Origin of the sequence: Streptomyces sp. NPDC048603 (assembly GCF_043199475.1) — a bacterium.
Classification (GTDB): Bacteria; Actinomycetota; Actinomycetes; order Streptomycetales; family Streptomycetaceae; genus Streptomyces.
The window spans coordinates 547,411-572,930 of record NZ_JBICVY010000001.1; the positions used below are offsets into that span (position 1 = coordinate 547,411).

Consider the following 25,520-nt stretch of genomic DNA (forward strand, 5'->3'; position numbering starts at 1 on the left):
GGCCTTCCTATGCTGGCGCCATGGAGATCACCAAGCGGACACTCGCGGAGGCCTGGCAGCGGGCGGCCGCCGGACACACCCTGCTCGACGGGGTCGGGCTGCCGCCCGTGGCACTCTCGGACGACGAGCTGGAGGAGTGGGCCGATCGCGCGGAGGAAGCAGAGGAAGCGGAGGAAGCAGAGGACGGCGGCCTGTTCCTGCTGCTGGGCGAGGACGGCACCGTGCACGGCCGCCACGGCCCCTACCGGGAGGTCTTCGCCACCCGCGATCTCGAGCAGGCGGTGTACCTGATCGCCGAGGCCGCGATGCGCCGGCGCGGCGGCAGCCTCGAGGAAGTGGCCGACGCGCTGGACCGGATCGATCCGGTGTGGGGCAGACGGTTCCGGAGCGGCGGCCTGGACGACACGGGGACGGTCGAGGCGTGCGGGCGCGACCCGCTGGAGGGGCTTGCCTGGATAGCCCGCTCCTGGCGTGACCAGGACCCGTACACGACCCTTGCCTTCTACCGCGCGGAGCCCGGGCGAACCGTCGACGCCGAGCGGCTGGCCCTGCTCTACGGAGCCGATCCCGCGCAGGTCGCGGCCGGTACGCGCCTGAAGGACCTGCTGGCCGGGGACGGCGGCCGGGCCCACTGGGACCGGCAGTGGGAGAGCTGCTGTTTCGGGGAGGCGGGCGGGTGGACGTACCTGCTCTACCACGACACGCCGTCGGGGTCCTTCGCCGACCGGGAGGCGTACGCGGCGCTCGGGATCAAGGAGAGCGTGTGGCTGACCGCCACCTCCGCGAAGGCCATCTACACCTTCGACTACATGAGGGACGGCCGCCGGGTCGACGACGACTGGGGCATTCTGGAGCTGATCTGGTACGAGCGCGGCCGTGCCCCCTATCTGCGGGGCGGCGAGCTGGACTTCCTCAACCGTGCCGTGCGCCGCGCCGAGCTCGACCACCCCGAACTGACCAACACGTACGAGCTGTACTTCCACGCCTTGGAGGAGTCCCTCGGCCTGCGGCTGCCGCGCCGGGACTTCGCGGAGGGGGAAGTGCGGGCCGCGTACTGGGCCGGGGAGCGGTGACGGGGACGGCGAGGGGCCGCCCGTCCCGCGGGATCCCGGCCCCCCGGCCCGGCGTTCACGACCGCTTGCCCGGCCGGTCTCAGCCCACCGCCGTCTTGACGAGCGCGCTGATGCGGTCTTCGTCGGCCGGTGTCAGTTCCCGCACGGCATAGGAGGTCGGCCACAGGGCGCCGTCGTCGAGCGCCGCCTGGTCGCTGAAGCCGAGCGTGGCGTACCTCGACTTGAACTTCTCCGCGCTCTGGAAGAAGCAGACGACCTTGCCGTCCCTGGCGTACGCGGGCATCCCGTACCAGAGCTTGGGCGCGAGGTCCGGAGCGGCGGTCCGGACGATCTCGTGGATCCGCTCGGCGAGGAGGCGGTCCGCCTCCGCCATCTCGGCGATCTTCGCGAGCACCTCCCGCTCCGCCGCCGCCTCCTTCTCCGCCTTGGACGCACCGCGCCGCGCCGCCGCCTGCTTCTGCTCGCGCGCGTGCTCCTTCATCGCGGCCCGCTCCTCGGCGGTGAATCCGTCGTACTTGTCCGCGGGCGAGTTCGTGTTCGGCATGGCGGGTTTCCTCTCGTACGGGGTCGGGTGGGGCGGAAGTGAAGTGGTGGTCGCCATGACCATCACGCCAGGGGCTGGGCGGCGGCCGGGGCTTCCCGATTCCTGGCCGGTCCGGGGAGATGTCTCGCCACGCACGCCGGCATCCCCTCCCCCGCGGCCGCCGCGGTCGCCGCGGCCGCCGCCCGGCGCCGGAAGGCCCCCGGCGGCATGCCGGCCAGCTCGGTGAAACGGGTGGTGAACGTGCCCGGCGAGGCGCAGCCGACCGCGAAGCACACCTCGTTCACGGTGAGATCGCCCCGCCGCAGCAGCGCCGCCGCACGTTCGATGCGACGCGTCATCAGGTACCCGTAGGGCGAGTCGCCGTACGCGGCCCGGAACTGCCGGCTCAGGTGCCCGGCGGGCACGTTCACCTCGCGGGCGAGCGCCTCCACGTTCAGCGGCTCGGCGTATTCCCTGTCGATCCGGTCGCGGACGCGGCGCAGCAGCGCGAGATCGGCCAGACGCTGTGCCTGGACGCGTGCCCGCCGCCATTCGGGCTTGCACATGAGAACCCTCCCCTTCGTCTCTCGCCGTACCGGCCAGTGCGGCTCAGCGGAGCTCTTGGATACGGACCAGGTTGCCCGCGGGGTCGCGGAACGCGCAGTCGCGGACGCCGTACGGCTGCTCGGTCGGCTCCTGGACGACCTCGGTGTCACCGGCCTGCACCTTTTCGAACACCGCGTCGAGATCCGGGGTGGCCAGCAGGATCCAGCCGTAGGTGCCCTTGGCCATCATCTCGGTGATGGTGCGGCGCTCGGCCTCGGTGATGCCGGGATCGGCGGCGGGCGGCGCCAGCAGGATCGACGTGCCCGGCTGACCGGCCGGGCCGACCGTGATCCAGCGCATCCTGCCCTGCCCGACATCGCTGCGGACCTCGAAGCCGAGGACGTCCCGGTAGAACGCGAGCGACGCGTCCGGGTCGTCGTGCGGGAGGGAGGTCGTGTGAATGGTGATGTCCATGTCGAGCAGGCTAGAGGCGGTTGCCCGCGCCGCGCTTCTCGAATCCTGATCACTGTTCGTGCGGCGCCCCCGCGGTCGTTCCCGGGGGCGCCCCCTGTGCCGAGTCGCGTACCCCGGGGAGGAGGTCCGCGCGCCGGGGCCGCCAGACCCTGCGTGGACTGGCGGTCGGCCGGTGCGCTGGATAGTCTCCCGCCCCGGTGGGTCGGGCGGTACGGGGGGATGAGCATGACGGTGGGCGCTGCCCTGGAGGCAGGAGATCCGCGGCAGGTGGGGCGGTACCGGATCGTCTCCCGGCTCGGTGCGGGCGGCATGGGCCGGGTGTACCTCGGGCACTCGCCGGGCGGACGCGCCATGGCGGTCAAGGTCGTACGGCCGGATCTGGCGGGGGACGGGCACTTCCGGCGCCGGTTCGCACGCGAGGTGGCGGCCGCCCGCCGGGTGAACGGCGTCTTCACCGCCGCCGTGGTGGACGCCGATCCGGACGGGGACCCGCCCTGGCTGGCCACCGCCTACGTCCCCGGCCTGTCCCTGGACGATGCCGTGACCGCGCACGGGCCGTGGGCGCCGGACTCCGTCCTCGCGCTGGGGGCGGGGCTGGCCGAGGCGCTGGAGGCGATTCACACGGCCGGGGTGGTGCACCGGGACCTGAAGCCGACGAACGTGCTGCTGTCGGCGGACGGGCCGCGCGTGATCGACTTCGGGATCTCCGTCGCCGGTACCGCCGAGGCGGACAAGGTGACCAAGACCGGGGACATCATCGGGACCCCTGGGTTCATGTCCCCCGAGCAGGTGACCGGAGGTCCGGTCGGGCCGGCCGCCGACGTCTTCGCGCTGGGGGTGGTCCTGGCCTGGACGGCCACCGGAGAAGGCCCGTTCGGGTCGGGCCCGGCCATCGTGGTGGCCTACCGTGCCGTGCACGAGGAGCCCGACCTCGCGCGGCTGCCGGCCGGGCTGCGGGACGTGGTGCGACGCTGCCTGTCCAGGGAGCCGGAACGGCGGCCGGGTGTCCCGGAGCTCCTGGAGCTGCTGACGGCGGCGCGCGGCGACCGCCCCGCCACCGCCCGGCTCTCGGTCCCCGAACACTGGCTGCCCGCTCCGGTCGCCCGTGCCGTGCGGAGGACGACGGCGGTCACGGGTCCGGAGCCCACGGTCGTGGATCCGGCTCCGGGACTCCTGCCGGAGCCGGTACCGGCCCCCGCACCGGGACGGGTGCCGGACGTCCCTCCGGGGGCCGCCGGGACGGCCGGTGCGGAAGCGAGCACCCGAGCCGGTGCGGTGGCCGGCCGGGACGGCCGAGCGGTGGCCGGCGGAGACGCCCGTGCGGAGGAAGGCCAGGGCGGCCGTACGGACGCCGGGACGAGGGCCGCTCCCGGCTCCGCCGGGACGGCCTGGCTGCGCCGTGCCGTGCTCGCGGGCAGCGCCGTGCTGTCCGCCGCGGCCCTCGCCGTCTCGGCCGTGCTCTACGTCAGCTCCCAGCGGGAGGACAGGGACACCGCGTCCACCGCGGGCCCGGGGTCCGTCGTGCCGTCCACGAACCCCACGACCAGCCCGTCGCAGACCCCGACGCAGACTCCGAAGCCCACGGCTCCCACGACGACACCGCCGCCACACACCGCCACACCCGGGGCCGACGTATCCAAGGTGCCGGTGACCTTCGTGCTCGCGGGTGTCATCCGCAGCGAGCCGTCCAAGTCCGGCACCGATCTCGGCGAGTTCGGGGCCGGCCGCGCCCACGTGTACTGCCGCACCCGGGGCGGGAACGTCAACGGCCTGGGCGATATCTGGAACTCGTGGTGGCTGTTGACGGACATGGGCCCTAACGGCAGTAGGGCCTGGGTGTCCGCCTACTACCTCAACGGCGACGAAGAGGCCAAGGCGGCGGACGGCTCCGACGTCCCCGACTGCACCGGCAAGGTCCTGGACCGGGCCGGCGCCCGCTGAACACGCGCCACGGTCATGACCATGGCCATCTGCGGCCGGGCGCGCTATCGATGCCCGCATGACGGACACGGAACAGCCGGTTGACGGAAGCGACGGAGGCCGCGCGAGCGGCAACGGGCTGCCGGGACTGCCCGCTCCACCCCCGCCCGGAGCCGCGGCGCTCCCCGCCGGTACCTACGCCGGGCAGCTGGTGCTGGTGACCGGCGGCGGTACCGGGCTCGGCCGGGCCGTGGCCGCCGAGTTCGCCCGGCTGGGCGCTGACCTGCTGATCGCGAGCCGCCACGAGGAACATCTGCTCGGCGCCCGGGAGGAGCTGGCGGCCGTGCCGGGCTCGGGCCGGGTGGCGGTCGCGGTGTGCGACATCCGGGACCCCGAGCGGGTGGCGGAGGTGTTCGACGAGGCCGAGGCGGCGGCCGGGCGCACGCCCGACGTGCTGGTGAACAACGCCGCGGCGAACTTCCCCTGCCCGGCTGAGGACCTCTCCCCCAACGGCTGGCGCGCGGTCGTCGACATCACGCTCACCGGCACCTGGTTCATGACCCGGGAGTTCGGCCGGCGCCACCTGGCGGCTGGCACGCCCGGCTCGATCGTCAGTCTCGGCGCCTCGTACGCGTGGACCGGCGGTCCCGGCTTCGCGGCGTCCGCCGCCGCCAAGGCGGGGGTGAAGAACCTGGTGGAGACCCTTGCCGTGGAGTGGGGCCCGTACGGCATCCGGATCAACGGGCTGGTGCCGGGCCTGTTCCCGCACGAGGACATGACGGAGGCGATCCGTGACGGGATGGCACGGGCCGGGCAGGGGGCGGCCGCGGACCGGCGGCAGCCCGCGCTGCGGGCCGGGCTGCCACGCGAACTCGGCTGGGCGGCCACCTTCCTGGCCTCGCCGTACGCCCGCTACATCACCGGACACACGCTCGTGGTGGACGGCGCGAACTGGCAGCGCCGGGCCGTGGTGAACCCGGAGGTCGTGCCGGTCCGCACCCAGCTGGGGCGGGAGCCGTTCAGGCGCTGACCCGGCGGCGGGCCAACCTCGGGTAGTCGACCACCAGGCCGTCCGCGTCGAACTCGACGTCGGCGGTGAAGTCCCCGGAGGAGTAGCGGACGAGGGCGCCGCCGCCCTCGGTGGCACGGAGGTGGGTGTAGGTCTGCCGGGACGGCCGGACGGCCAGGTCGGGCACCGACACCCAGGCCATCAGGAACGTGTGCTCGCCGGGCCCGCCGAGCAGGCCGTGCCGGAGCACGGGCATGGTGTTGGTGAGCGGGCACAGGCCGAGGTCGCAGTCGAGGGCGCCCTCCAGGTCGGGGCGCGGACGGCCGTCGGCGGTCCAGTGCCCGGCCGTCGACCGGCGCAGGTCCAGCTCCCGGACCCGGGAGGCGTCCTCGACGCGCACCGTGAGGTGCCGGGTGACGAGGCTCTCGTCGGTCTCCAGCGCGTACGACAGCCAGTACGGCTCCGGCTCCGTGCCCACGGCCCGGCCCCGCGCCCGCAGCCCGCCCGGCGCCGGCGGCGCCGCGCCGAGCTCGACCCAGGAGGTCTCCAGTCCCCCACTGGCCGTCACGTCCCAGGTCAGGACGTGGTGTTCGGTCACTCCGGTGCGTTCGGTCACCGGACCACGCTACCCGCCACGCGGGCCGTCCCCGGGGAGGCGGCCCGCACGTAGGATCCCGGCATGAGGGACACAGGGGGCCTGGCCGAGCTGGAAGCGCGCTTGGCGGAGCTGTGCACGCCCGGGCGGGTGTACGTGGCGGCCGGCCGCTTCACCGAGCCGGAGCCCGACCTGCCGGAGCTGGCGGCCCGCGTGCGCACGCTGCTGGCCGCCGTCGCGGCCGACGAGCCCTGGGAGCGCTACCTGTCCGGGTACGTTCCGCCGCCCGTCCACGTGCTCTGCGCCGGCCTGGAGCCGGTGGAGACGGAGGAGGCTGCGGCGTTCCTGGCCCGCCTCGCGACCGTGGACCTGGTCTGGCCGGACCACCGGCACCTGCCCACGGGGACCGCCGAGCGCGCGGCGGACCGGGTGGTCGCCCTGCTCGGCCCCGAGGGCAGCTGGTGGACCAACCACGACGACGCGGGCGGCGCCGTGTACGGGCTCACCCCGACCCTGTTCGACACCCTGCTCGCCGGGACGGACGGCGAACACTTCGCGCTGGCCCTGCAGATCGCCGACGACTGAACGGACTCGCCCTCAGGAGCGCGGGGAGAGGGCCGGCGCCGCGTCCCGCCGACCCTGCCGGCCCCGTCGGCCCCGCCTAGCGACCCCCGAAGCGGGGTGGGCGGCGGGCGGTTTGGGCCGTGTAGCCCTCGCGGCAGTCGTCCGAGGTGAGGGTGAGGGCCGCGGTCATCGCCACGCGGTCCAGGGCGGCCGGCAGGGCGGCGTCGGCGAAGGCGTCCACCGAGCGTTTGATGCCCTGGACGGCGAGCGGGGCGTTCGCCGCGATGCCGGCCGCGAGTTCGCGGGCGGTGGTGTCGAGGGCGGGCCGGTCCACGACCTGCTGCACGAGGTGGAGGCGCTCCGCCGTGCGGGCGTCGATCCGGCGACCGGTCAGGGCCAGGTACTTCGCCCAGCCGGCGCCGGCCTCGCGGGCGATGCGCAGGTCGCCGCCGGCGTCGACCGCCACGCCGAGCCGGGCCTCGGGCAGGGCGAACACGGCATCCTCGGCGGCCACCCGGATGTCGGCCATCAGGGCGAGTTCGAAGCCGAAGCCCAGGCAGTAGCCCTGGACGGCGGCGATGACGGGCTGCGGGAGCCGGCTGAGGACGGTGAAGCGTTCGTGCACCCAGCGGATGCCCTCGTAGTAGGCACGGGTGCGGGCGGCGGGCGAGTCACCGCTGATGGCACCGCCGGGGGCGGTGACGTCGATGCCCGCGCAGAAGGCGCGCCCCTCGGCGCGGAGCAGCACCGCCCGGACGGTGTCGTCGAAGCGGATGCGGTCGGCCAGCAGGCCCAGTTGCCGGGTGGACTCCCAGCTCCAGCCGTTGAGCTTGTCGGGGCGGCAGAGGGTGAGGACGGCAAGGCCGTCCCCGGTCTCGAGGCGGATCCGCTCCTCACCCTCGGCGATCTCCGTGGACAGGGTGTCGATCACCGGATGCCCCCTCCCCGCGGCCAGGCGCACGCGATCTGACTGATTGTCAGATTACCTGTGCGCGGTCAGGTTACGGGGAGCGGGTCAGCGCGGGAAGACCTCGAACGTCACCGCCGGGCGCCCGCCGAAGCGGGCCGCCGCCTGCTGTGCGTTGCCCGTGAGGAAGGTCCGGCAGTACTCCTCCGGGTCCTGGTCGGTCAGCACCTCGATGTACGCCTTGTGCTCCATCAGGGACTTGACGGACCGCTCCAGCCCGGGGCCGGCGTCCGCGGCGTGCGTGGGGGTGCTGGAGCCGGCGATGGCCACCCAGCGCACCCCGTTCCAGGGTTCCAGGCCCTGCTCCGAGATGAGCTCGGGGAAGATCCAGCGGTTCCCGGCGTCCGCGGCGGCGTCGAGGGTGGCCCGGCCCACGGCCTTGTGGTCGGGGGTGTTCCAGTAGCCGCCGGGGCCCTGGCCCCAGATGTCCCGGTGGTTGAGGGTGATCACCAGTTCGGGGCGGTGCCGGCGGATCGCCGCCGCGATGTCCCGGCGCAGGCCGAGGCCGTACTCGAGGACGCCGTCCCGGTGGTCCAGGAACTCCACCTCGGACACCCCGACCACGGCGGCGCTCGCCCGCTGCTCCGCCTCGCGCAGCGGCCCGCACTCCTCCGGGGCGATCGTGTCGATGCCGGCCTCGCCCCGGGTGGCGAGGAGGTAGACCACCTCGCGGCCCCCGTCGGTCCAGTCGGCGATCGCCGCGGCGCAGCCGTACTCGAGGTCGTCGGGGTGGGCGACCACGGCCAGCGCGCGCTGCCAGTCGGTGGGCATCGGCTCCAACTGCCCTGCCTGCCCGCCCTGTCCGTTCTGATCAGTTTGCTCGGTCATGATCCGCACAATAGGCGACCTGTGCGAGGGTGGGGCGGTGGAGAGACACGGATTTGTCACGGCACTGCTGGACGCGACCGGATTCTTCTTCAAGAGCACCCAGGACGCCTTCCCCGACGCGGACGAGGCGGACTGGGCCGCGGCCGCCGCCGTGGACCCGGGCGTGATCGGCCCGGACGGCAGCTGGCGGCTGGACTTCAGGTGCTTCGCGGTGGCCCGGCCGGGCGGACGCTGGATTCTGGTGGACGCGGGGGTGGGACCGGCCGAGGGACCGGGGGCCGACTGGTGCCCGGTGCCGGGACGGCTGCCCGCGGCCCTGGCGGAGGCCGGGATCGAGCCGGAGGACGTGGAGGCGGTCGTCCTCACGCACCTGCACGACGACCACGTCGGCTGGTCGCTGCGGGCCAAGGGCGAGCCGATGTTCCCCGCCGCCCGGTACGTCGTCCAGCGCACGGAGACGGAAGCGCTGAGCCGGAAGGACCCGGTGTGGGACTGGGTGGTGGAACCGCTGCGCGCGGCCGGTCAGTTGCAGGAGGCGGACGGCCGGGTCCGGCTCGGGGAAGGGCTGACCCTGCTGCCCACTCCCGGGCACACGCCCGGCCACCAGGCGGTGCTGGTGACCGGGCCCGGCCGTTCGGACCGGCCGGTGCTGATCACGGGTGACGCGCTGGTGCACCCGGTGCAGCTGGTCGCTCCGGCCACGTCCTACCGGTACGAGCGGGATCCGGTCACCGCCCGGCTGTCCCGCGAGGCGCTGCTGGCCATGGCCGTGGAACGCGGGGCGGTGCTGGCGACGGCCCACCTGACCCGGGCGTTCCTCGATCCGGCGGACCCGTCGGCACCGGTGCCGTAGCGCGTCCGGCGCGGTCAGGCCTCGTCGTGGACGAGGGCCAGGAGGCGGTCCAGGACGCGGGGGCCGCCCGCCCGGACGCCGTCGTGCTCGAACTCGTCCGTCACCCAGGTGCGCAGGCCGCGGACGGCGCGGGCGGTCTCCAGCGAGTGGGCCGTGTCGACGTACAGGTCATCGTGGTAGACGGCGGCGGCGACCGGGACCTCGTTGGCGGCCAGCCGGGCCGGATCGTAGAGCGGGGTCCAGCCGGTGCGGGCGGCGAGGAGCTCGGCGGTCTCGCGGAGCGGTTCGAGCGCCGGGTCGGTGGTGAAGTGCCAGGGGTGGACGGTCTCGCCGGTGAAGAGCACGGGCTCGTCCCCGGCGAGCGCCTTGGCGGCGTCGAAGCGGGGGTGCACGGCGCGGACCCGCTCGGCGGCCCAGCCGGTCGGGGCCGCCGGGTCCTGGGCGTAGATGGCCTCGTGGACGAGGGCGTAGAGCGGGTGCCCGGCGAAGGAGAGCCGCTCGCGTACGCCCTCCAGGAAGGCGTCGGCCAGGGCGGGCCCGGCGGGGGTGCGGACGAAGGCGTTCTCCAGCAGGTAGTGCAGCTGGTGGCTGCCGTCGCCGCTGCCGAGGAAGGTGCCGAGCGACTGGAACGCCTCGACGGTGAGCCGGTGTCCGCCGGGCAGGGTGGCGGGGCGCTCGGCGAGGTGGGCGGCGATCCGGCGGACGCGCTCGACGTCCATCGGGTAGCGGTCGTAGTGGGCGAGGTTCTTGCGCTCCATGCGCGGGTACGCCGCCGCGTACACCTCGTCGGCGGTGGCGGTGAGGGAGGGCAGCCCTCCGGTGATCAGGGCGGTGGAGAGGCCCTCGGGTGCGGTGGAGAGGTAGTGGGTGGTGCAGAACCCGCCGAAGCTCTGGCCGAGCACGGTCCAGGGGGCGCCGCCGGTGAGTGCGGGGCGGATGGCCTCGCAGTCGCGGACGATGGAGTCGGCGCGGAAGCGGGCGAGGTACTCGGCCTGCCGGTCGGGGGTGCCTCGGAGCGGCAGTGTCTGCCGGTTCGCGGGGGTGGACCGGCCGGTGCCTCGCTGGTCGAGCAGCAGCACCCGGTAGTCGCGCAGGGCGCGCTCCAGCCATGCCTGACGGCCGGTGAAGCGGCGGGCGCCGAAGCCGGGGCCACCCTCCAGGTAGACCATCCAGGGCAGGTCCCTGGGGTCCTTGCCGGTCGCGACGACCTCGCGGGCGTAGAGCTCGATCTGTTCGCCGGCCGGGTCGTCGTGGTCCAGGGGCACCGTGAAGTGGTGGTCGGTGAGGACGACGCCGGGCTGGCGGTAGCTGGTGGTCACGCGGGTTCCCTGAGATCGGTCCGGGGGCGCGCGGTGGCGCCGTCCGGCGCTGCGGCTGCGGCTGCCCGCCGGGGTGCGGTCCGGCCGGGGTGTTGCGGCACCCCGTGGCCCGGCCGAGTCTAATCACGCGCTCCGGGGTGCCCGGCGGGGTGGGGGCGAACCCGGCATTCCTCTGGTTCCGTCCGGGTTCCGGGCGGACACTGGGGCGGGGGCCGGGACAGGGGGGTCCGGGCCGGACCGGGGCCGGAGGGGGCCGGGATGCCATACGAGGGGAACGCGGGCGACGAGGGAACCGAGGGGACGCCGCAGGAGCGGGCGCGGCAGGGTGCGGAGCACCGGGACCGGGCGTACCAGGAGCACGCACGGACGGCGCGGAGGGCGGTGACCCGGCTGTACGAGGACCCGCAGACCCCCTCCCCGGTGGCCCGGCGGCTGCGGGCGGTGCTGGCGGAGCGGCTGCCGGCCGACGGGCTGGACGCGCTGCGTGCCTTCGAGCGTGATCCGTACGGTCCCCTGGTGGACCGGACCCTGGAGGCAGCGGTGTGCCGACTGGCGAACACCGACCGCGAGTTCGCCCGGGAGCTGGGCGAACTCGCGGTCGGACGGCTCGGCGACCGGGCCGAGGGCTGGGCCCGGCGGGAGGAGGCGGTCACGGCTCGGGCCGGGTGTGTGGCCGTGATGGCCCTCCTGGTGGCCATCGCGCTCGCTCTGGGGGTGTGGGTGGTTCTGGTCGACACCCGCCCGGGCGGCGGCCGGGACTGCACGGGCGGCGCCTACACGGTCTCCTGCACCCCGTGACCCGACCGGACGGCTCCGTCCCGGGCCTCGGCCGGGCCTCGGCCGGGTCCGGCCGGGCCTCGGCCGGGTCAGAAGGTGACGACCGAGCGGAGGACCTCGCCGCGTTCCATCCGGGCGAAGGCCTCCTCGACGCCGTCGAGGGGGATCGTCTCGGAGACGAACGCGTCCAGGTCCAGGCGGCCCTGCAGGTAGAGGTCGATCAGCAGCGGGAAGTCGCGTTCCGGGAGGCAGTCGCCGTACCAGGAGGACTTCAGTGAACCGCCGCGGCCGAAGACGTCCAGGAGGGGGAGGTCCAGGCGCATGTCCGGGGTGGGGACGCCGACGAGGACCACCGTGCCGGCCAGGTCACGGGCGTAGAACGCCTGCTCGTACGTTTCCGGGCGGCCCACCGCCTCGATGACCACGTCCGCGCCGTGGCCGCCGGTCAGTGCCTGGATCGCCTTGACCACGTCCTCCTTCCCCCCGTTGACCGTGTGCGTGGCGCCCAGCCCCTTCGCCCACTCCAGCTTGCGGTCGTCGAGGTCCACCGCGATGATCCGCGCGGCCCCGGCGAGCCGGGCGCCGGCCACCGCCGCGTTGCCCACTCCGCCGCAGCCGATGACCGCCACCGAGTCGCCCCGGCCCACGTTCCCGGTGTTGAGGGCCGCGCCGAGTCCGGCCATCACCCCGCAGCCCAGCAGGCCGGCCGCGGCCGGCGAGGCGGCCGGGTCGACCTTGGTGCACTGGCCGGCCGCGACGAGGGTCTTCTCGGCGAAGGCGCCGATGCCCAGGGCCGGCGAGAGCCGGGTGCCGTCCTCCAGGGTCATCGGCCGGGAGGCGTTGTGCGTGGCGAAGCAGTACCAGGGCCGGCCGCGCCGACAGGCCCGGCACCGGCCGCACACCGCACGCCAGTTGAGCACGACGAAGTCGCCGGGCGCGACGGAGGTGACGTCCGGTCCGACCGCCTCGACCACTCCGGCGGCCTCGTGGCCGAGCAGGAACGGGAACTCGTCGTTGATCCCGCCCTCCCGGTAGTGGAGGTCCGTGTGGCAGACGCCGCACGCCTGGACCTTGACGAGGGCCTCGCCCGGCCCGGGATCGGGCACCAGCACCGTGGCGATCTCCACGGGTGCGCCCTTGCTCCGCGCGATGACTCCTCGTACCTGCTGCGTCACGTCGTACCCCATCCTTCGTGGACCTGCCGGACCTACGCACGTTACTCCGGGCGGAGTTCCGGCGGTACGGCATCGCGCAGCGCGGCGGCGAACGCGGCCACCGCCGGATGCGCGGCGGCGCCGCGCCGGAAGGCGATGCGGGTACGGCGCTGCATGCGCAGCCGGGTGAGGCGGACTGCGGGGCCGGCCTCCTCCGGGATGCCGAGCTGCGGGATCACGGAGACGCCCTGCCCGGCCTCGACCAGCGCGAGGGCGGTGGCGAAGTCGTCGACCTGGTGGCGGATCCGCGGGGTGAACCCGGCCGCCTGGCAGGCCCGGACGGTCATGGCGTGGCACATGGTGCCGGTGGTGGCGGTGATCCAGGCTGCGTCCCGGACGGCGCGGAGCACCGCCGATTGGGCGTCCGGGCCGTGTGCGCCGCCCTCTTCCTCGGGCGGCGCGGCCGGCACGGCAGGCGCGGTCGGCACAGCAGGCGCGGTCGGTACTGCAGGCGTGGCCAGGTACATCGCCTCGGCGCAGAGCGGCTCGGTGGCCAGGCCCGGTTCCCCCGGGGCCGGGACGAAGTCGTACACGTGGACCAGGGCCACGTCCAGGTCACCGGCCCGCAGGGCGTGGCCGACGGCGGCCGGGTCGGTCTCGGAGACCATCGGTTCCAGCCGCGGGTGCCGGCGGGCCAGCGCGACCAGCGCGGCGGGAACGATGGCCCGGGTGGCGGTGGCGAAGGCGCCCACCCGGAGCACTCCGGCCAAGCCGCTGCGGGCCTCGGCGAGGTCGGCGTCGGCCTGTTCCAGCCGTTCCAGGACGGCTTCGGCGTGCCGGACCAGGTTCTCGCCGACGGGGGTGAGCCGGACCCGGCGGCCGGTGCGTTCCAGCAGCGGCAGACCGGCCTCCCGTTCGAGGACGGAGAGCTGCTGGGACACGGCCGAAGGGCTGAAGGAGAGGGCTTCCGCGACGGCCGCGATGGTTCCGCGGCGGGCGAGTTCGCGCAGCAGGCGCAGGCGTCGTACGTCGAGCATCGGCTCAGCTTATGCGTGGGGTAAGGAATGTGAACTGGATTTGACGGTCGGGCACGCTCAGGCTCGTGGGCATGGCACAGGACATCGACCATTCCCCGAGCGGGGCTCGACCCGCCCCCGAGACGCACGGCATGCGCGGCATGCGCGGCATCCACGTACCGCTGGTGACACCCTTCGACTCCGCCGGCGCGGTCGCCGCGGACGCGCTGGAACGGCTCGCGCACGAGGTGCTCGACGCCGGCGCCGCCGGGATCGTCGCACTCGGCACCACCGGAGAGGCCGCCGCGCTGGACGCGGCCGAGCGGGATCTGGTGACCGCGGTGTGCGCCCGGGTCTGCCGCGAGCGCGGCGCGCCGCTGACCGTCGGGGCCGGCGGCAGCGACACCCGGGCGAGCGCGGAGGCCCTGGACCGGCTGGGCCGGTGGGCAGAAGTGACGGCCGCGCTGGTGACCGTGCCGTCCTTCGTCCGGCCCTCGCCGGCCGGGGTGGTGGCGCACTTCGAGCGGCTCGCGGCGACCACCCCGGTACCGCTGATCGTCTATCACATCCCCTACCGGACGGGGCAGCCGCTGGACGCGGACACCCTCCGGGCGCTGGGTGCGCTGCCGGGAGTCGCGGGGGTGAAGTACGCGGCCGGCGGCATCGGCGAGGAGGCGGTCTCGCTGCTCGGGGAGTCGCCCGGAGACTTCGCCGTGCTCGCGGGCGACGACGCGTACGTCTCGCCGATGCTGGCGATGGGCGCGCCGGGCGCGATCCTCGCCTCGGCGCACCTGGCGACCGAGCGGTTCGTGGAGCTCGAAGCCGCCTGGCGGGCGGGCGAGGTGGCACGGGCGCGGCAGCTGGGACACGCGCTCGCCCGGCTGTCGGCCGCGGCGTTCGCGGAGCCCAATCCGACGGTGGTCAAGGGCGTACTGCACGCTCAGGGCCGGATCCCGACGCCGGACGTACGGCTTCCGCTGCTGCCCGCGGGCGCCGGGGCGGTGGCGGCGGCGCTGCGCCGGACCCGGGATCCGGAGTCGGTGATCAGTACGGTGTGACCCGGGGACCGGCCGACCCGAGTGAGGACACACGCACATGATCAACGGAGCACACGTCGTCATCCACAGCCGGGACGCGGTGGCGGACCGGGCGTTCTTCCGCGACGTCCTGGGGCTCGGGCACGTCGACGCGGGCGGCGGTTGGCTGGTCTTCGAGCTGCCTCCGGCTGAGGTGGCGGTGCATCCGGGTGAGGGCGCGGGCGCGCACGAGCTGTTCCTGATGTGCGACGACGTGGCCGCGACGGTCGCGGAACTGACGGCGCGCGGGGTGGAGTTCACCGAGCCGGTCAGCGAGCTGAGCTGGGGGCTGCTGACCTCGCTGCGGCTGCCGGGCGGGGGCGTGCTGCGGCTGTACGAGCCCCGGCACGAGCGTGCCCGTGGGCGCTGAGCCGGAGCCCGGCGCGCGCCCGGCCGCGGCCGGGTCCGGCAGCCGCCCCGGCGGACGTCCGGTGGTGAGCGGAAGCCACCCGTCGGGCGTCCGTACCGCCCGAGACCGTGTCAGGACGGGTGGCTCGGGCGTTGGACCTGCGTCACCCCGCATCCCGGAGGAACCACCGTGCCCGTTCCCGTGCCCCCGCCGCCCGCATCCCGGCCGACGCCCGAGGAGGTCCGGGCGTACTACGCGGCGCAGCCCGCCCCGCTGGTCGCGGCGACGGGAGTGCTCCTGGACGGTGCGGGCCGGGTGCTGCTGCTGACCCCGTCGTACAAGGAGGGGCTGGAGCTGCCGGGCGGCACGGTCGAGGACACGGAGGTGCCCGAGGAGGGGCTGGCCCGGGAGCTCAAGGAGGAGCTGGGGCTGGACGTGCCGGTGGGCCGGCTGCTGGCCGTGGACGCACGCTCGCCCGGGGAGCTGGGGCGCTCGCTGGTGGCGCACGTCCACCTGGTCGGACCGCTGACCGACGAGCAGGCCACCGGACTGTCCTTCGCGGACGGGGAGGTGGCGGAGGCCCACTGGCACACACCGGAGGAGGCGGTACGGCTGCTGCCCGAGCGGGTCGCGCCACGGCTGCGGGCGGCGCTGGCCGCGCTGTACGCGGGGTCGATCGCGCACCTGGTGAACGGGGTGCCGCAGCCAGGCTCCCCGGCCGCCCTGGATCCGGCGCGGCGGGCGGAACTCGAGCACGCGCACGCGCTGGACACGGCCAGCCACCGGGCCAGCCGGCCCAAGGCGTTCACCGCGGCGCACATGCTGCTCACCGACGGCGAGTGCCGGGTCCTGCTGGTCCAGCCCGCGTACCGCCGGGACGGACGGTGGAACCTGCCGGGCGGCGGGGTGGACAGCGACCTCGGCGAGAGCCCGCGGGACGGGGCACGGCGGGAGGTGCTGGAGGAACTGGGCCTGGACGTGGAGCCGGGCCGGCTGCTGGCGGTGAACTGGACGAGCCATGCCCCGTACCCGGCCAGAGTGTCGTTCACCTTCGACGGGGGGCTGCTGACCGGGGCGGACCTGGGGCGTATCCGGCTGCCCCCGAGCGAGCTGCGGGAATGGCGGCTCGCGGGGCAGGAGGAGCTGCCGGACCTGGTGAAGCCGAAGCTGCGGCGGCGCATCGAGGCGTGCATGGCCGCGCTGCGCGAGGGGACGGGGCCGCTGGAGCTGCACGCCGGCCGGCCGTGGGCCCCGGCGGATTCCCGTTCCGGGAACGGCATGGAAGGAGCCGGGCCGTCGTGACCGCGGACCAGGCACAGCCGGACTCGCCTTACGACCCGCTCCCGCTCCTCGCCGGGGCCTACGGGCTGACGCCGAGCGCGGTGGAGACCGGCCCGGCAGGCACGGCGACCGTCAACCGGATCGTCACCGACCGGGGCGGTCGGCGCTGGTTCGTGAAGTGCTATCACCCCGGCACCAATCTGCGGGCGGAGCAACAGGCCCTGGAACTCGGCCGGTTCGCCGGGCGTGCCGGAGTACCGGTCCCGGAGGTACGGCACGCGGCCGGCCGGCTGCTGATCGCGCGGAGCCCCGGCTCGGGCAGCCGCGGGCCCGCCCGCCGGACGGGAGCCGGGAACGGCACCGGCGGCTGGGCCGTCTCCGTCTCCGCGTACGTCGAGGACGCCGAGACCGCGGTGGGAGGGCTGCACGGCGGCCGCTGGGAAGCGGTCGGCAGGACCCTCGCGCGGCTGCACACCGCACTGGCCGGACACCCGGCCGGCCCGCCGCGGACCGCCCCGCCCTCGGTCGTCTTCGACCCGGAGCACCGGCGGAACCGGCTGCGCCGGCTGGTCGCCCGGTACGAGGAACGGCCGCGCGAGGGCTTCGAGGCGTGGGCCCTCGAGGCGGCCCGGGAGCGGCTCGCGCAGCTGCCCCGCGTCGAGGAGCTGGCCGCCGGGCTGCCGGACCGGCTCACCGTCCAGACGGTGCACGGCGATCTCGCCTCGCCCAATCTGCTGCTGCGCGACGAGCGGGTCGCCGCCGTCATCGACTTCCGCCCTCCGGCGCCCCGGGCGGTGCTCTGGGAGATCGCCCGCATCGGGTGCGATCCGCGCACGGTGGTGCTGCGCGAGGACTGGCCGTCGGGGCTGGCACGGCTGGTCGCGGCCTACCGGGCGGCGCGGCCGGGGTTCCCGCCGGCCGAGCTGGCCGCCGTACCGCGCGCGGCGCTGTGCGTCCTGGCCGGGGCGGTGTATCCGCTGACGCAGCCGCTGGAGCGGCCGGAGGCGGTCACCCGGTCGCTGCGCGCCTACGCGCTGGACCGGGACCGGGCGGCGGGCATCCTGCGGGAGCGGCTTCCGGAGGCGGAACGGGCCGTCCGGGAAACGCTGTTCGGCCGTTAGGCCGGCCAATTGAGGTCCGCCGTCCGGGAATTGCCGGACGGCGGATACGCCACCGGACACACCACCGCATTCCGACGATCAATTCAGCCGCGGCCGTACACGATCAATTGGGATGAATTCACATGTCCGTTTTGCCCGCTGCGGCACATTAATAACGTATGGGAATTGATCAGTGAGACCGGTCATATTGGGGAATTGAAGCCTTGTTCCGGCAGGTCGGACTCGCTTAGGTTCACCGCAATCCCGATGGGTTCCCCCAAATGCCAGAGGAATTGCGCCATGCCCGGAAAAGGTAAGCACCGCCGCCCCAAGAACAACCGGTTCACCCGCGGATTCGCCTTCGCCGGCACGGGTGGCGCCGCCCTGGCCCTTCCGCTGATCGGTGCGACCGGCGCACAGGCCGCCGCCCCCACCGCCCCCGCGGCCCCCGCCGCCGCGACGGTGGCGACGGTGGCGACGAAGGCCGCCTCCGTGCACTCCGTGGCACCCGGCGACACCCTGTCGAAGATCGCCGCCACGTACTCCTTCAAGGGCGGATGGAAGAAGCTGTACGAGGACAACAAGACGGTGATCGGCACCAACCCGTCACTGATCCGCCCGGGCACCAAGCTCAAGCTGGACGGCGACGGCCGGGCCGCGGCCCCGGCCGTGCGCGCCGACCGGTCGACGCGCACCCCGCTCTACGCGAACAACCTCGACGGCTGGATCAGGCAGTCCCTCGCCATCATGAAGGAAAAGGGCATTCCGGGCAGCTACCAGGGGCTGCACAAGAACATCATGCGGGAGTCCAGCGGCAACCCGCGGGCGATCAACAACTGGGACATCAACGCCCAGAACGGCATCCCCAGCAAGGGCCTGCTCCAGGTGATCGACCCGACCTTCAAGGCGTACCACGTCGCGGGCACGTCCCTCGACCCGTACGACCCGATCGCGAACATCACGGCCGCCGCCAACTACGCCGCCGCCCGTTACGGCTCGATCGACAACGTCAACGGCCCCTACTGAGCCGAACCCGGACCGGCCCCGGCCCCGGCCCTGACCATCGAACGGTCCGGGACCCGGGCCGGGGCCGCGGCCGTCAGACGGCACCCATGAGCCGGGCGAACTCCTCCGGACCGGCCGTGAAACCGCGCACGCCCGGCCGGAGCGTCCAGCCCCCGCCGTCCCCGCGCACGAACTCGGCGACGGTAGCCGCCGAGGCGTCCGCGACGGCGGAGAAGTCGTCCACGACCAGGTCGGTCCAGCCCTCCCGGATCCGCACGGCGGTGCCCGGTACGTCCCCGAACGTCCGGGCCGCTCCGGTGTCCTGGACGACCACGCCGACCACGACCCGGCGCAGCCGGTCGGACATCCTGTCGAGCTCCAGGGTCATCACCTCGTCGAAGCCGAAGCCCTGGCCGGTGCGGCTGTCCCGGTTCAGGGTGATGGTGCCGTCGGGGGAACGCTTGCCGAAGTGCACCAGGTAGGCGGGGGCGGCCGGCCCGGCGGAGGCCGCGGGGCCGCCGGAGGCGCCCTGCCGGTCGTCCGTCTCGTACACCGCCGCGACGATGTCGAGGTCGTGCGGCGGGGCTCCGGCGGGACTCGGGTCCCACTTCAGCGCCACCTCGACCTTGGCCAGTCCCTTGCGCAGTGCGCTCATCGAACTTCCCCTCCTCGACCGGGCGTTCCACCCTACCCCCGGGCCTCGGCCCCGCTTCGCTACCCCTTGGCCGGAAGCACCACGACGCCGTCGTCGTCGGCGTAGACCGTGTCCCCCGGGTGGAAGGTGATCCCGCCGAAGGACACCGGCGCGTCCACCGTGCCCGCCCCGGTCTTGCCGCTCTTGCGGGGGACCGTGCCCAGCGCCTTGACTCCCAGGTCCAGCCCGCCGAGCGCCACGCTGTCCCGGACCGCGCCGTGGATGATCAGACCGGCCCAGCCGTTGCGCTCGGCCGCGCCCGCGATGAGGTCCCCGACGAGCGCGGTGCGCAGCGATCCGCCCCCGTCCACCACCAGCACGGCGCCCTCGCCGGGCGTCTGCAGCAGCTCGCGCAGCAGCGCGTTGTCCTCGTGGCAGGCGACCGTCCGGGCCGGCCCGGCGAACACGCGGCGGCCGCCGATCTGCCGGAACTGCAGCTCGCAGATCGCCAGCCGCTCGCCGTGCTCGTCGTAGGCGTCGGCGGTGGGGACGGGGGTGATGGGCATGGGGCGGATCTCCGTTCCTCGGGTCCTCAGGGGCTGGTGGGGACCGGGCGGCGACGGCGGCACCCGGACCGGTCACAGCCGGTCGGCCCCATGGTTCCACGGGACCGGCTCAGCAGCGCAGCCGGTCCTCGGTGACCGTGCCCTGTGCCGTGGACACGGTCCGGTCGTGGCAGCCTCCGGTCCCGTGCGACCGGTACCGCTCGGTGCTGGTGCCGACGGCGTGCCGCTGGTCGCGCGGCACTCCGGTGGTGTACGTCGCGTCGCCCGAGTAGCGGTGGTCGAGCAGGGTGCGGGAGGTCTCGCGCCCGCCGTGCAGGGCGAGGACGTCGGCCCGGTCGCCGAGGGCCAGGACGGTGCGCAGGCGGGCGTCGGCGCCCAGGGTGGTCTCGCCGTCCATGGTGTACGTGCGCTGCGTGCGGGTGGTGTCCCGGCCGCTGGTCACGGTCTCGTGGTCGGTCCAGGTCCCGTCCAGCGCGTCGCGGGTCTCCCCGTCCGTCCAGCGGTGGACGGAGTGGTGGGTGAGGCTCCGGGTGACCGTGGTGGTGATCCGGCCGTGGGAGGTCTCCAGGTATCCGGCGACGGTCAGGGCGTGGCCGGCCGTGGTGTCGAGCCGGTGCTCCGGTCCGGGTCCCGGGGTGTACGCGGAGGAGTTGGCCGGATCCGTCGCCTCGTGCCGGGTCAGCGCCCCGGGTACGACGGTCCGCGCCTCGTCCTGCCAGAGCAGGACGTTGACGGGGGTGCTCCAGCCGCCCTGCCCGGCGGGCACCCCGGCCACGGACACCTCGACCCGGTGCGGCCTGCCGTCGTTGAGGAGTCCGGCGAACGGGGTCAGGTCGTAGGTGACGGGCTGGACGTCGAAGGCGCGCGGTGCGGGGGTGACGTACCAGAGGAAGGGGTTGGACCAGCCGCCGGTCCAGACGGTGGGGAAGGGGGCCGCGATGCCGGCGAGCCGGCCGTCCACGGCGATGCGGACCTCGCGGTTCGGGCCTCCGGAGGCTTTGCAGGAGTACGGGGCGGTGTCCGGGACGGTCATGTACCAGTACTCCTCGCAGCCGCCGCCGGAACCGGTGGCGTAGACCTCCGCGAGGAGGCGTTCGGTGTTGCGCGGGGTCGTGAGGGTGGTGCCGGCGAGCGGGAGCACGCGGTCGGGGGTGGTGGAGGGTGCGGCCGGCGGCGTTCGGCCGTCCGGGGCGTAGAAGGTCAGGGTGACCTTGACGTCGATGATCCCGGTGTAGGTGTCGTCGACGACGTTCCCGATGAGCATCTCGACCGGCTGCGGGCGGGTGAGGGTGTCGCGGTAGCGGGTGACGTCCTTCTCCACGGACCAGGTGATGCCTTCGGGCGAGGGCTGGGGGGTGGAGGTGCGGAGGATCTCGACCCCGCCGAGGGTGAGGTTGCCGAGCCGGTCGTACTGGCGGCCCTTCACCTTGCCGTCGAGGCGCAGCACCACGGCGGCCCAGTCGCCGGTACGCCCGCAGCCGGCGGGCGGGGTGTAGCCGCCGCGGTACGGGGTGAAGTCGCGGAACTGCGCTTCGGCGAGGGTGAGGGTGCAGGACCGGGTCGCGGGCCGGCGCACCGGCGGGGCCGCGGTGAGCGGGTCGTGCCAGTCGCTGCCGAACTCGGCCGGCGGGGCGGGGGTGTCCGTCCGGGGGCGGGTCGCCGGGGCGGCCTGCGCGGCCGCGGCCACCTCCGCGGGTGCCGCGGATGCCGCGGGCGCTGCCGTGAGCGTGCCCGCGGCGAGCAGCAGCCCGCCGAGCACGCCCATGATCCTCTGTCGTGTCATGGGCATGCAGTGAAGCGCGGGGCCGCCCGGCCCGGCCAGGGGATTGCGGCCGCCCTGGCCGGATCCCGCGGTCCGGACACCGCACCGGCCGCCGCCCGCCGGTGGGCGGACGGCGGCCTGTGGACGGACGGCGGCCGGTGGACGGTGGGTCAGCTCACCACTGCCGCACCGGACTTCACGCGGGGGCGCGCTTCAGCATCGATCCGGTCACGGGCTCGCTCCCGCCCAAGTCCATCCGGAACGGGGGGTACTTGTCGGTCAGGAGGAACGCGTAGACGAACACCCGCAGCGTCCAGCGCACCAGACCCATGAGGAAGTCGAACAGGCCCTGCGGATACCTTCCCGTGACCGCCAGGATCACGACCGCGATCACGGACAGCAGGCCGATGAGACCGGGGGAATAGGGACTGTACTCCTCGGCGTGCCGGTACAGGCTCCAGCCGCTGCCGGCCAACGTCACGATCACCAGAAACTGCGGGGCGACCAACAGCCATTTGACGAGGACCAGTCCCCTGGACAGCCGCTCGGGATAGGCGAGCTCGACGCGGATCGGGTAGGCGGGCACGTGCTTGAGGGTGAACGGCGGATATCTGTCGGTGCCCAGTACCGCGGAGGAGTAGTACTGGACCCGTGTGCTCCACCGTATGACCCCGACGTTGAAGTCGAACAGCGGCCGGGGGTACCGGCCGGTGACGAGGATGCCGAAGAACGCGATGACGCTCAGCAGCAGGAAGGCGATCTGGAGGACGAACAGGACGACGTAGTGGGGAATGGCGAGGATCCATTTCACCAGCCACGCCCATCGGGTGAGCCGGGGATCCAGGGTTGCTTCGACGCGCAGGGGATGAGCGGAATCCGGGAACATCGCCGACACATCCTTTCTCGTGGGAGGGGTGCTCGGCAGGAGCCGACGCTCCGCGCGAGCCGTGTTCCCATTGGGCCCCGGCCGCCGGATCCCTTCCTGTCCCGGGAACGCGTGGCACGGGAACTCGTCCCTTGACAGGGCGTGGCGGTACCTGCGGGAGCGTGGCCGGCCGGAGGCCGGCCCTTCACCCGTGTCAAGGCACGGCATGTCGGGACGTGACGCGGGGCCCGCACGCCGGTTCCCCTGGACAGGGACTCCGAGAGGTTCCGCGACCACCGCGCGACCCCCGACGGGCCAGGAGGTCCGGATGCAGCTCATCGTCAGCGCCGTCGCGGCCGTCACCGCCGCGGTCACCAGCATCGCGTTCATGCAGTACGTCATGGCAGCGAACCCGACGCAACGCATACCCCTGATCCTCCTCAGACCCGCGAACGTCCCGCTCCGGGTGGAGGTGGTCTGCTATCCGGCCTGGGGCGCGAGCGGGGCACTGCTCGGTTCCACGCTCCCGCTGTGGGCGGCCACAGCCCTCGGCTGTACGGCGGCGTGGATTCCCTGGGACGTTCTGCGCCGGCGCCACAACCGGCGGGTGACGAACCACGTGCCGATCACATGACGAAGGCTGTGTCCGCCGGTGCGGTGCGCGTGGGGCCGACTCCCGCGGCGAACGGCAGCCCGCCGATCGCGCCCGTGACCGGTGTGCGGCCGGTGCGCGGCGGAGGGAGGATGGTTGTCCGGGTGCTGCCCTCCCCGCGGGCGTCCCGTCCGGGGCGGGTGCACACATGATCTCGCCGAAGGGGCCGGTGTCGGGCTCGCGGCCGTGGTGCCGGTCCCGGAGCTTCGGGAGGCGGCCATGGCCTGGAGCGCCGGTCGCGCGCACGGTGTGCGCGGTGTGCGCGGTGTGCGCGGTGTGCTCGCCGTGGTGGTGTCGTGCGCACTGGCCTGGGGTGCGGCCGGGTGCGCCGGAGCCTCGGCGAGCGGCGGCGGGTCCGTGTCGCCGCCTGCCACTGCGGCCGCCCCACCCTCTCCCAGACCCCCGCCCGCGCCCAGCCCCACGCCGACGGCCCGCGAGCAGCGCGACATCACCGGGCTCGTGGATGTCGGCGGCGGCCGGAAGATCTACACCGAGTGCAGGGGGAAGGGCTCCCCGACGGTGATCCTCATCGCCGGCAAGGGCAACGGCGTCGAGGACTGGAGGTCCGTCCTGGACCCGGCCGACCCCATCCACCAGGCCCCCGGCGACGACCTCCCGTGGCGGACCACCGGTCTGCACCTGAGCGACGACTCGGTGTTCACCCGTGTCTCCCGCTTCACCCGGGTCTGCGCGTACGACCGGCCCGGCATCCGCGTCGGCCCCGGCACGACCACCCCGAGGCCCCAGCCCCACACCCTCGACCTCGCCGCGGACGACCTGAACGCGCTCCTCACCGCGCTCGGCGAGCCCGGACCCTACGTACTGGTCGCCCACTCGTACGGGGGCTTGATCGCGACGCTGTACGCCCGTACGCATCCGCGGAACGTCGCCGGCCTGGTGATGGTCGACACCGTCACCGAACTCATGGCCGATGTCATCAGCCCCGGAGCGCTCAGGAACTGGGACGCGACGAACGCCAGGACCTCACCGCAGGTGAGGGAAGGCGTCCACATCATCGACGCGTTCAGGAGGATCAACGCGGCGCCGCCGATGCCACGGGTGCCCGCCGTCGTGCTCTCCGCCGACAAGCCGTGGCGTCTCGACCTGCTGCCGCCCGAGGAGAGGAAGGGCGAGAGGGTCGCCTTCAAGGACTCGCTGACCGCGCTCGACCGGCTGAGCAAGGCGCTCCACGCCGAGAAGCACATCACCAGGACCAACAGCGGCCACGACATCTACCTCTACTCGCCGCAGCTGGTCACCGACGCGATCAGGACGGTCGTCGACGACGTGCGCTGAGCGGCTCCCGGCGGAGCCCGGTGCCGCGGCCCGGCGGGGGCGGTCCTGACGACGGCCCCCGCCGGGCCGGGTCTCACCAGGAGCCGTCGGCCACCGGCTTCCCCGGGGCGTCGCCCAGCGGCTGTACCTGGCCGGGGACCGGCGGGACCCACGGGGTGTGGTCGTCGCCGAGCCAGTTGCCCACCGGCTTGACCCCGCCGAGGGCGTCGGTGGGGGCGAGGTCGGTGCCGTCCTCGTCGTAGTAGTCGAACCAGGGCAGTCCCGCCTGGGTGTACGCGGCCCGGTCGACGGGCGAGGGCGGGGCGGGTTCGCCGGTGATCCGCTCCCACTCGGGCGGGGTCACCAGGTGGACGAACACCCGGCCCGCCGGCTCCCCGGACCAGTCCTTCAGCGGCCGTTCGTCCTGGTAGACCTCCTGCTGCATGGACCCGCCGACGCCCAGCCCCATCGCGGCGGGCGCCGGCGCGGCCGCGGCCCGGGGCGCGGGGGCACAGCCGGGGGCCGGCATGCCCGCGGGCGCGGGAGGCGCCGCCATCGGCATGGGGGCGCCGTAGGCCCCGGGTGCGCCGGGCGGCATGGGCGCGCCGGGCGGAACGGGTCCGCCGGGCGGGTTGGGTCCGGCGGGCACCGGCCCGGGCGGGAAGGGCGGGACCGGCGGGAAGGGCGGTCCGCCGGCCGTCTGCGCGTTCCGGGAGTCCGCCGCCGCGCGGCGCTGCTCCTCGCGCCACTCCGCCAGCCGGGCGTCGTTCAGCGGGAACGCCTGGAGCTGTACGCCGCCCGTGGTCTCCTCGCCGGTGACCTGTCCCTCCACCGTCGCGCCCAGCCCGAGGGGTACGGCGACGAACTGGCGGACGGTGCCCTTGCCGGAGTTGATGCCGTCCAGCCAGGGCTGGCGGGGCAGCACCACGTAGTTCTGCGGGCGGCGGGCCAGCCGGCCGGTCCACCGCTCCCCCGACACCGCGCACACCTTGCCCACGCCGATCTGCAGGGCGGTGGGCTCCCGGCTGCCGCCGAAGGCCATCCACATCGCCTCGCGCAGATAGACCGGCAGGATCACGCCACCACGCGCCCGCCATTCCTCGGGCACCGGGCCGGGGCAGTCCTCGATCCGGCGCAGCGGAAACTCTCCCAATCCGGGTGGAAGGGGGTGCGTTCCCGTCTCCGGAAGCCGCAATGTCCGGATGAACCGGACTTGTGCTCCGTTGCCCAGCAGTAGCGCGTTGCCTTCGATCCGTACGGATCCCGCCATCGTGTCCCCTCCGCTCACGAGCCGCCACGGCCGAAGATCCTTCGGCCACACCGGATCGTTATCCTCA

At 74.2% G+C, this 25,520-nt stretch carries 27 protein-coding genes; 13 read left to right on the forward strand and 14 right to left on the reverse strand.

Annotated features, from left to right (window positions below; genetic code table 11):
- Positions 1-20: 20 nt before the first annotated feature.
- The gene (locus tag ACGFQ9_RS02655; RefSeq protein WP_393570392.1) at positions 21-1,073 is read left to right on the forward strand and encodes a hypothetical protein; all 1,053 of its coding nucleotides are present in this window, start codon (positions 21-23) and stop codon (positions 1,071-1,073) included.
- A gap of 79 nt (positions 1,074-1,152) precedes the next feature.
- Here ACGFQ9_RS02655 and ACGFQ9_RS02660 read toward each other — a convergent pair whose 3' ends face one another.
- The 3 genes from ACGFQ9_RS02660 to ACGFQ9_RS02670 form a co-directional block, all read right to left on the reverse strand.
- On the reverse strand, positions 1,153-1,617 hold the full coding sequence (locus tag ACGFQ9_RS02660; RefSeq protein ID WP_393570394.1) for an iron chaperone: 465 nt from the start codon (positions 1,615-1,617) through the stop codon (positions 1,153-1,155).
- Between the two features lie 62 nt (positions 1,618-1,679).
- Positions 1,680-2,162: a helix-turn-helix transcriptional regulator gene (locus tag ACGFQ9_RS02665; protein WP_393570396.1), complete on the reverse strand. Its 483-nt coding sequence runs from the start codon at positions 2,160-2,162 to the stop codon at positions 1,680-1,682.
- 43 nt (positions 2,163-2,205) lie between these two features.
- On the reverse strand, positions 2,206-2,616 hold the full coding sequence (locus ACGFQ9_RS02670; protein WP_393570398.1) for a VOC family protein: 411 nt from the start codon (positions 2,614-2,616) through the stop codon (positions 2,206-2,208).
- 225 nt (positions 2,617-2,841) lie between these two features.
- On the opposite strand from ACGFQ9_RS02670, the gene ACGFQ9_RS02675 reads away from it, so the two are divergent.
- Together ACGFQ9_RS02675 and ACGFQ9_RS02680 are read left to right on the forward strand one after the other, a co-directional pair.
- Positions 2,842-4,557, forward strand: a complete 1,716-nt coding sequence (locus ACGFQ9_RS02675; RefSeq protein WP_393570400.1) for a protein kinase — start codon at positions 2,842-2,844, stop codon at positions 4,555-4,557.
- Positions 4,558-4,615: 58 nt separating this feature from the next.
- Positions 4,616-5,566 (forward strand): SDR family oxidoreductase, encoded by a 951-nt coding sequence (locus ACGFQ9_RS02680; protein WP_393570402.1) that lies wholly within the window; start codon positions 4,616-4,618, stop codon positions 5,564-5,566.
- Here ACGFQ9_RS02680 and ACGFQ9_RS02685 read toward each other — a convergent pair.
- Positions 5,556-6,161, reverse strand: coding sequence for a putative glycolipid-binding domain-containing protein (locus ACGFQ9_RS02685; RefSeq protein WP_393570404.1), 606 nt, complete (start codon positions 6,159-6,161; stop codon positions 5,556-5,558). The genes ACGFQ9_RS02680 and ACGFQ9_RS02685 overlap by 11 nt on opposite strands.
- Positions 6,162-6,224: 63 nt before the next feature.
- On the opposite strand from ACGFQ9_RS02685, the gene ACGFQ9_RS02690 reads away from it, so the two are divergent.
- Positions 6,225-6,725 carry a hypothetical protein gene (locus ACGFQ9_RS02690; protein WP_393570406.1) on the forward strand — a complete coding sequence of 167 codons (501 nt, stop codon included), beginning with the start codon at positions 6,225-6,227 and terminating at the stop codon, positions 6,723-6,725.
- A 76-nt stretch (positions 6,726-6,801) separates the two neighbouring features.
- Here ACGFQ9_RS02690 and ACGFQ9_RS02695 read toward each other — a convergent pair whose 3' ends face one another.
- On the reverse strand, positions 6,802-7,635 hold the full coding sequence (locus ACGFQ9_RS02695) for an enoyl-CoA hydratase/isomerase family protein (protein ID WP_393570408.1): 834 nt from the start codon (positions 7,633-7,635) through the stop codon (positions 6,802-6,804).
- Between the two features lie 84 nt (positions 7,636-7,719).
- Positions 7,720-8,499 (reverse strand): PIG-L deacetylase family protein, encoded by a 780-nt coding sequence (locus ACGFQ9_RS02700; protein WP_393570410.1) that lies wholly within the window; start codon positions 8,497-8,499, stop codon positions 7,720-7,722.
- A gap of 37 nt (positions 8,500-8,536) precedes the next feature.
- On the opposite strand from ACGFQ9_RS02700, the gene ACGFQ9_RS02705 reads away from it, so the two are divergent.
- Positions 8,537-9,352: an MBL fold metallo-hydrolase gene (locus ACGFQ9_RS02705; protein WP_393570412.1), complete on the forward strand. Its 816-nt coding sequence runs from the start codon at positions 8,537-8,539 to the stop codon at positions 9,350-9,352.
- Between the two features lie 14 nt (positions 9,353-9,366).
- Here the strand turns inward: ACGFQ9_RS02705 and ACGFQ9_RS02710 are convergent, their stop codons facing one another.
- Positions 9,367-10,671: an alpha/beta fold hydrolase gene (locus tag ACGFQ9_RS02710; RefSeq protein WP_393570413.1), complete on the reverse strand. Its 1,305-nt coding sequence runs from the start codon at positions 10,669-10,671 to the stop codon at positions 9,367-9,369.
- Positions 10,672-10,929: 258 nt separating this feature from the next.
- Between ACGFQ9_RS02710 and ACGFQ9_RS02715 the strand changes: the two genes are divergently transcribed.
- On the forward strand, positions 10,930-11,469 hold the full coding sequence (locus ACGFQ9_RS02715) for a hypothetical protein (RefSeq protein ID WP_393570415.1): 540 nt from the start codon (positions 10,930-10,932) through the stop codon (positions 11,467-11,469).
- Positions 11,470-11,537: 68 nt separating this feature from the next.
- Here the strand turns inward: ACGFQ9_RS02715 and ACGFQ9_RS02720 are convergent, their stop codons facing one another.
- Together ACGFQ9_RS02720 and ACGFQ9_RS02725 are read right to left on the reverse strand one after the other, a co-directional pair.
- The gene (locus ACGFQ9_RS02720) at positions 11,538-12,623 is read right to left on the reverse strand and encodes an S-(hydroxymethyl)mycothiol dehydrogenase (RefSeq protein WP_393570417.1); all 1,086 of its coding nucleotides are present in this window, start codon (positions 12,621-12,623) and stop codon (positions 11,538-11,540) included.
- Positions 12,624-12,664: 41 nt separating this feature from the next.
- Complete coding sequence (locus ACGFQ9_RS02725) at positions 12,665-13,639, reverse strand: LysR substrate-binding domain-containing protein (protein WP_393570419.1); 975 nt, start codon at positions 13,637-13,639, stop codon at positions 12,665-12,667.
- Positions 13,640-13,770: 131 nt separating this feature from the next.
- On the opposite strand from ACGFQ9_RS02725, the gene ACGFQ9_RS02730 reads away from it, so the two are divergent.
- The 5 genes from ACGFQ9_RS02730 to ACGFQ9_RS02750 all read left to right on the forward strand — a co-directional run bounded on the left by ACGFQ9_RS02730 (position 13,771) and on the right by ACGFQ9_RS02750 (position 18,450).
- Entirely contained in the window at positions 13,771-14,676 is a 906-nt protein-coding gene (locus tag ACGFQ9_RS02730) for a dihydrodipicolinate synthase family protein (RefSeq protein ID WP_393570799.1), read from the forward strand.
- A 37-nt stretch (positions 14,677-14,713) separates the two neighbouring features.
- Positions 14,714-15,064, forward strand: coding sequence for a VOC family protein (locus ACGFQ9_RS02735; protein WP_393570421.1), 351 nt, complete (start codon positions 14,714-14,716; stop codon positions 15,062-15,064).
- A 168-nt stretch (positions 15,065-15,232) separates the two neighbouring features.
- The gene (locus tag ACGFQ9_RS02740) at positions 15,233-16,345 is read left to right on the forward strand and encodes an NUDIX domain-containing protein (protein ID WP_393570423.1); all 1,113 of its coding nucleotides are present in this window, start codon (positions 15,233-15,235) and stop codon (positions 16,343-16,345) included.
- Positions 16,342-17,445 (forward strand): phosphotransferase enzyme family protein, encoded by a 1,104-nt coding sequence (locus ACGFQ9_RS02745; protein WP_393570425.1) that lies wholly within the window; start codon positions 16,342-16,344, stop codon positions 17,443-17,445. Before ACGFQ9_RS02740 ends, ACGFQ9_RS02745 begins: the two co-directional genes overlap by 4 nt.
- 279 nt (positions 17,446-17,724) lie before the next feature.
- Positions 17,725-18,450, forward strand: a complete 726-nt coding sequence (locus tag ACGFQ9_RS02750; protein WP_393570427.1) for a transglycosylase SLT domain-containing protein — start codon at positions 17,725-17,727, stop codon at positions 18,448-18,450.
- A 73-nt stretch (positions 18,451-18,523) separates the two neighbouring features.
- On the opposite strand, the gene ACGFQ9_RS02755 is transcribed toward ACGFQ9_RS02750, so the two are convergent.
- The 4 genes from ACGFQ9_RS02755 to ACGFQ9_RS02770 all read right to left on the reverse strand — a co-directional run bounded on the left by ACGFQ9_RS02755 (position 18,524) and on the right by ACGFQ9_RS02770 (position 22,277).
- On the reverse strand, positions 18,524-19,084 hold the full coding sequence (locus ACGFQ9_RS02755) for a TerD family protein (RefSeq protein ID WP_393570429.1): 561 nt from the start codon (positions 19,082-19,084) through the stop codon (positions 18,524-18,526).
- Positions 19,085-19,143: 59 nt separating this feature from the next.
- On the reverse strand, positions 19,144-19,629 hold the full coding sequence (gene rraA, locus ACGFQ9_RS02760; protein WP_393570430.1) for a ribonuclease E activity regulator RraA: 486 nt from the start codon (positions 19,627-19,629) through the stop codon (positions 19,144-19,146).
- Between the two features lie 109 nt (positions 19,630-19,738).
- Complete coding sequence (locus ACGFQ9_RS02765) at positions 19,739-21,412, reverse strand: peptide-N4-asparagine amidase (RefSeq protein WP_393570432.1); 1,674 nt, start codon at positions 21,410-21,412, stop codon at positions 19,739-19,741.
- Positions 21,413-21,587: 175 nt separating this feature from the next.
- On the reverse strand, positions 21,588-22,277 hold the full coding sequence (locus tag ACGFQ9_RS02770) for a DUF4389 domain-containing protein (RefSeq protein WP_393570434.1): 690 nt from the start codon (positions 22,275-22,277) through the stop codon (positions 21,588-21,590).
- A 307-nt stretch (positions 22,278-22,584) separates the two neighbouring features.
- Between ACGFQ9_RS02770 and ACGFQ9_RS02775 the strand changes: the two genes are divergently transcribed.
- Complete coding sequence (locus ACGFQ9_RS02775; RefSeq protein ID WP_393570436.1) at positions 22,585-22,890, forward strand: hypothetical protein; 306 nt, start codon at positions 22,585-22,587, stop codon at positions 22,888-22,890.
- A 237-nt stretch (positions 22,891-23,127) separates the two neighbouring features.
- The gene (locus ACGFQ9_RS02780) at positions 23,128-24,204 is read left to right on the forward strand and encodes an alpha/beta fold hydrolase (protein ID WP_393570438.1); all 1,077 of its coding nucleotides are present in this window, start codon (positions 23,128-23,130) and stop codon (positions 24,202-24,204) included.
- A 73-nt stretch (positions 24,205-24,277) separates the two neighbouring features.
- Here ACGFQ9_RS02780 and ACGFQ9_RS02785 read toward each other — a convergent pair whose 3' ends face one another.
- Entirely contained in the window at positions 24,278-25,453 is a 1,176-nt protein-coding gene (locus ACGFQ9_RS02785; protein ID WP_393570440.1) for a hypothetical protein, read from the reverse strand.
- Positions 25,454-25,520 lie beyond the last annotated feature (67 nt).

Bases quoted from the DNA above. Each gene is read 5' to 3' on its own strand.
- ACGFQ9_RS02655 (WP_393570392.1), top strand. From the start codon at position 21: ATGGAGATCACCAAGCGGACACTCGCGGAGGCCTGGCAGCGGGCGGCC.
- ACGFQ9_RS02660 (WP_393570394.1), bottom strand. From the start codon at position 1,617: ATGCCGAACACGAACTCGCCCGCGGACAAGTACGACGGATTCACCGCC.
- ACGFQ9_RS02665 (WP_393570396.1), bottom strand. From the start codon at position 2,162: ATGTGCAAGCCCGAATGGCGGCGGGCACGCGTCCAGGCACAGCGTCTG.
- ACGFQ9_RS02670 (WP_393570398.1), bottom strand. From the start codon at position 2,616: ATGGACATCACCATTCACACGACCTCCCTCCCGCACGACGACCCGGAC.
- ACGFQ9_RS02675 (WP_393570400.1), top strand. From the start codon at position 2,842: ATGACGGTGGGCGCTGCCCTGGAGGCAGGAGATCCGCGGCAGGTGGGG.
- ACGFQ9_RS02680 (WP_393570402.1), top strand. From the start codon at position 4,616: ATGACGGACACGGAACAGCCGGTTGACGGAAGCGACGGAGGCCGCGCG.
- ACGFQ9_RS02690 (WP_393570406.1), top strand. From the start codon at position 6,225: ATGAGGGACACAGGGGGCCTGGCCGAGCTGGAAGCGCGCTTGGCGGAG.
- ACGFQ9_RS02700 (WP_393570410.1), bottom strand. From the start codon at position 8,499: ATGACCGAGCAAACTGATCAGAACGGACAGGGCGGGCAGGCAGGGCAG.
- ACGFQ9_RS02715 (WP_393570415.1), top strand. From the start codon at position 10,930: ATGCCATACGAGGGGAACGCGGGCGACGAGGGAACCGAGGGGACGCCG.
- ACGFQ9_RS02725 (WP_393570419.1), bottom strand. From the start codon at position 13,639: ATGCTCGACGTACGACGCCTGCGCCTGCTGCGCGAACTCGCCCGCCGC.
- ACGFQ9_RS02730 (WP_393570799.1), top strand. From the start codon at position 13,771: ATGCGCGGCATGCGCGGCATCCACGTACCGCTGGTGACACCCTTCGAC.
- ACGFQ9_RS02735 (WP_393570421.1), top strand. From the start codon at position 14,714: ATGATCAACGGAGCACACGTCGTCATCCACAGCCGGGACGCGGTGGCG.
- ACGFQ9_RS02750 (WP_393570427.1), top strand. From the start codon at position 17,725: ATGCCCGGAAAAGGTAAGCACCGCCGCCCCAAGAACAACCGGTTCACC.
- ACGFQ9_RS02755 (WP_393570429.1), bottom strand. From the start codon at position 19,084: ATGAGCGCACTGCGCAAGGGACTGGCCAAGGTCGAGGTGGCGCTGAAG.
- rraA (WP_393570430.1), bottom strand. From the start codon at position 19,629: ATGCCCATCACCCCCGTCCCCACCGCCGACGCCTACGACGAGCACGGC.
- ACGFQ9_RS02765 (WP_393570432.1), bottom strand. From the start codon at position 21,412: ATGACACGACAGAGGATCATGGGCGTGCTCGGCGGGCTGCTGCTCGCC.
- ACGFQ9_RS02770 (WP_393570434.1), bottom strand. From the start codon at position 22,277: ATGTTCCCGGATTCCGCTCATCCCCTGCGCGTCGAAGCAACCCTGGAT.
- ACGFQ9_RS02775 (WP_393570436.1), top strand. From the start codon at position 22,585: ATGCAGCTCATCGTCAGCGCCGTCGCGGCCGTCACCGCCGCGGTCACC.
- ACGFQ9_RS02780 (WP_393570438.1), top strand. From the start codon at position 23,128: ATGGCCTGGAGCGCCGGTCGCGCGCACGGTGTGCGCGGTGTGCGCGGT.
- ACGFQ9_RS02785 (WP_393570440.1), bottom strand. From the start codon at position 25,453: ATGGCGGGATCCGTACGGATCGAAGGCAACGCGCTACTGCTGGGCAAC.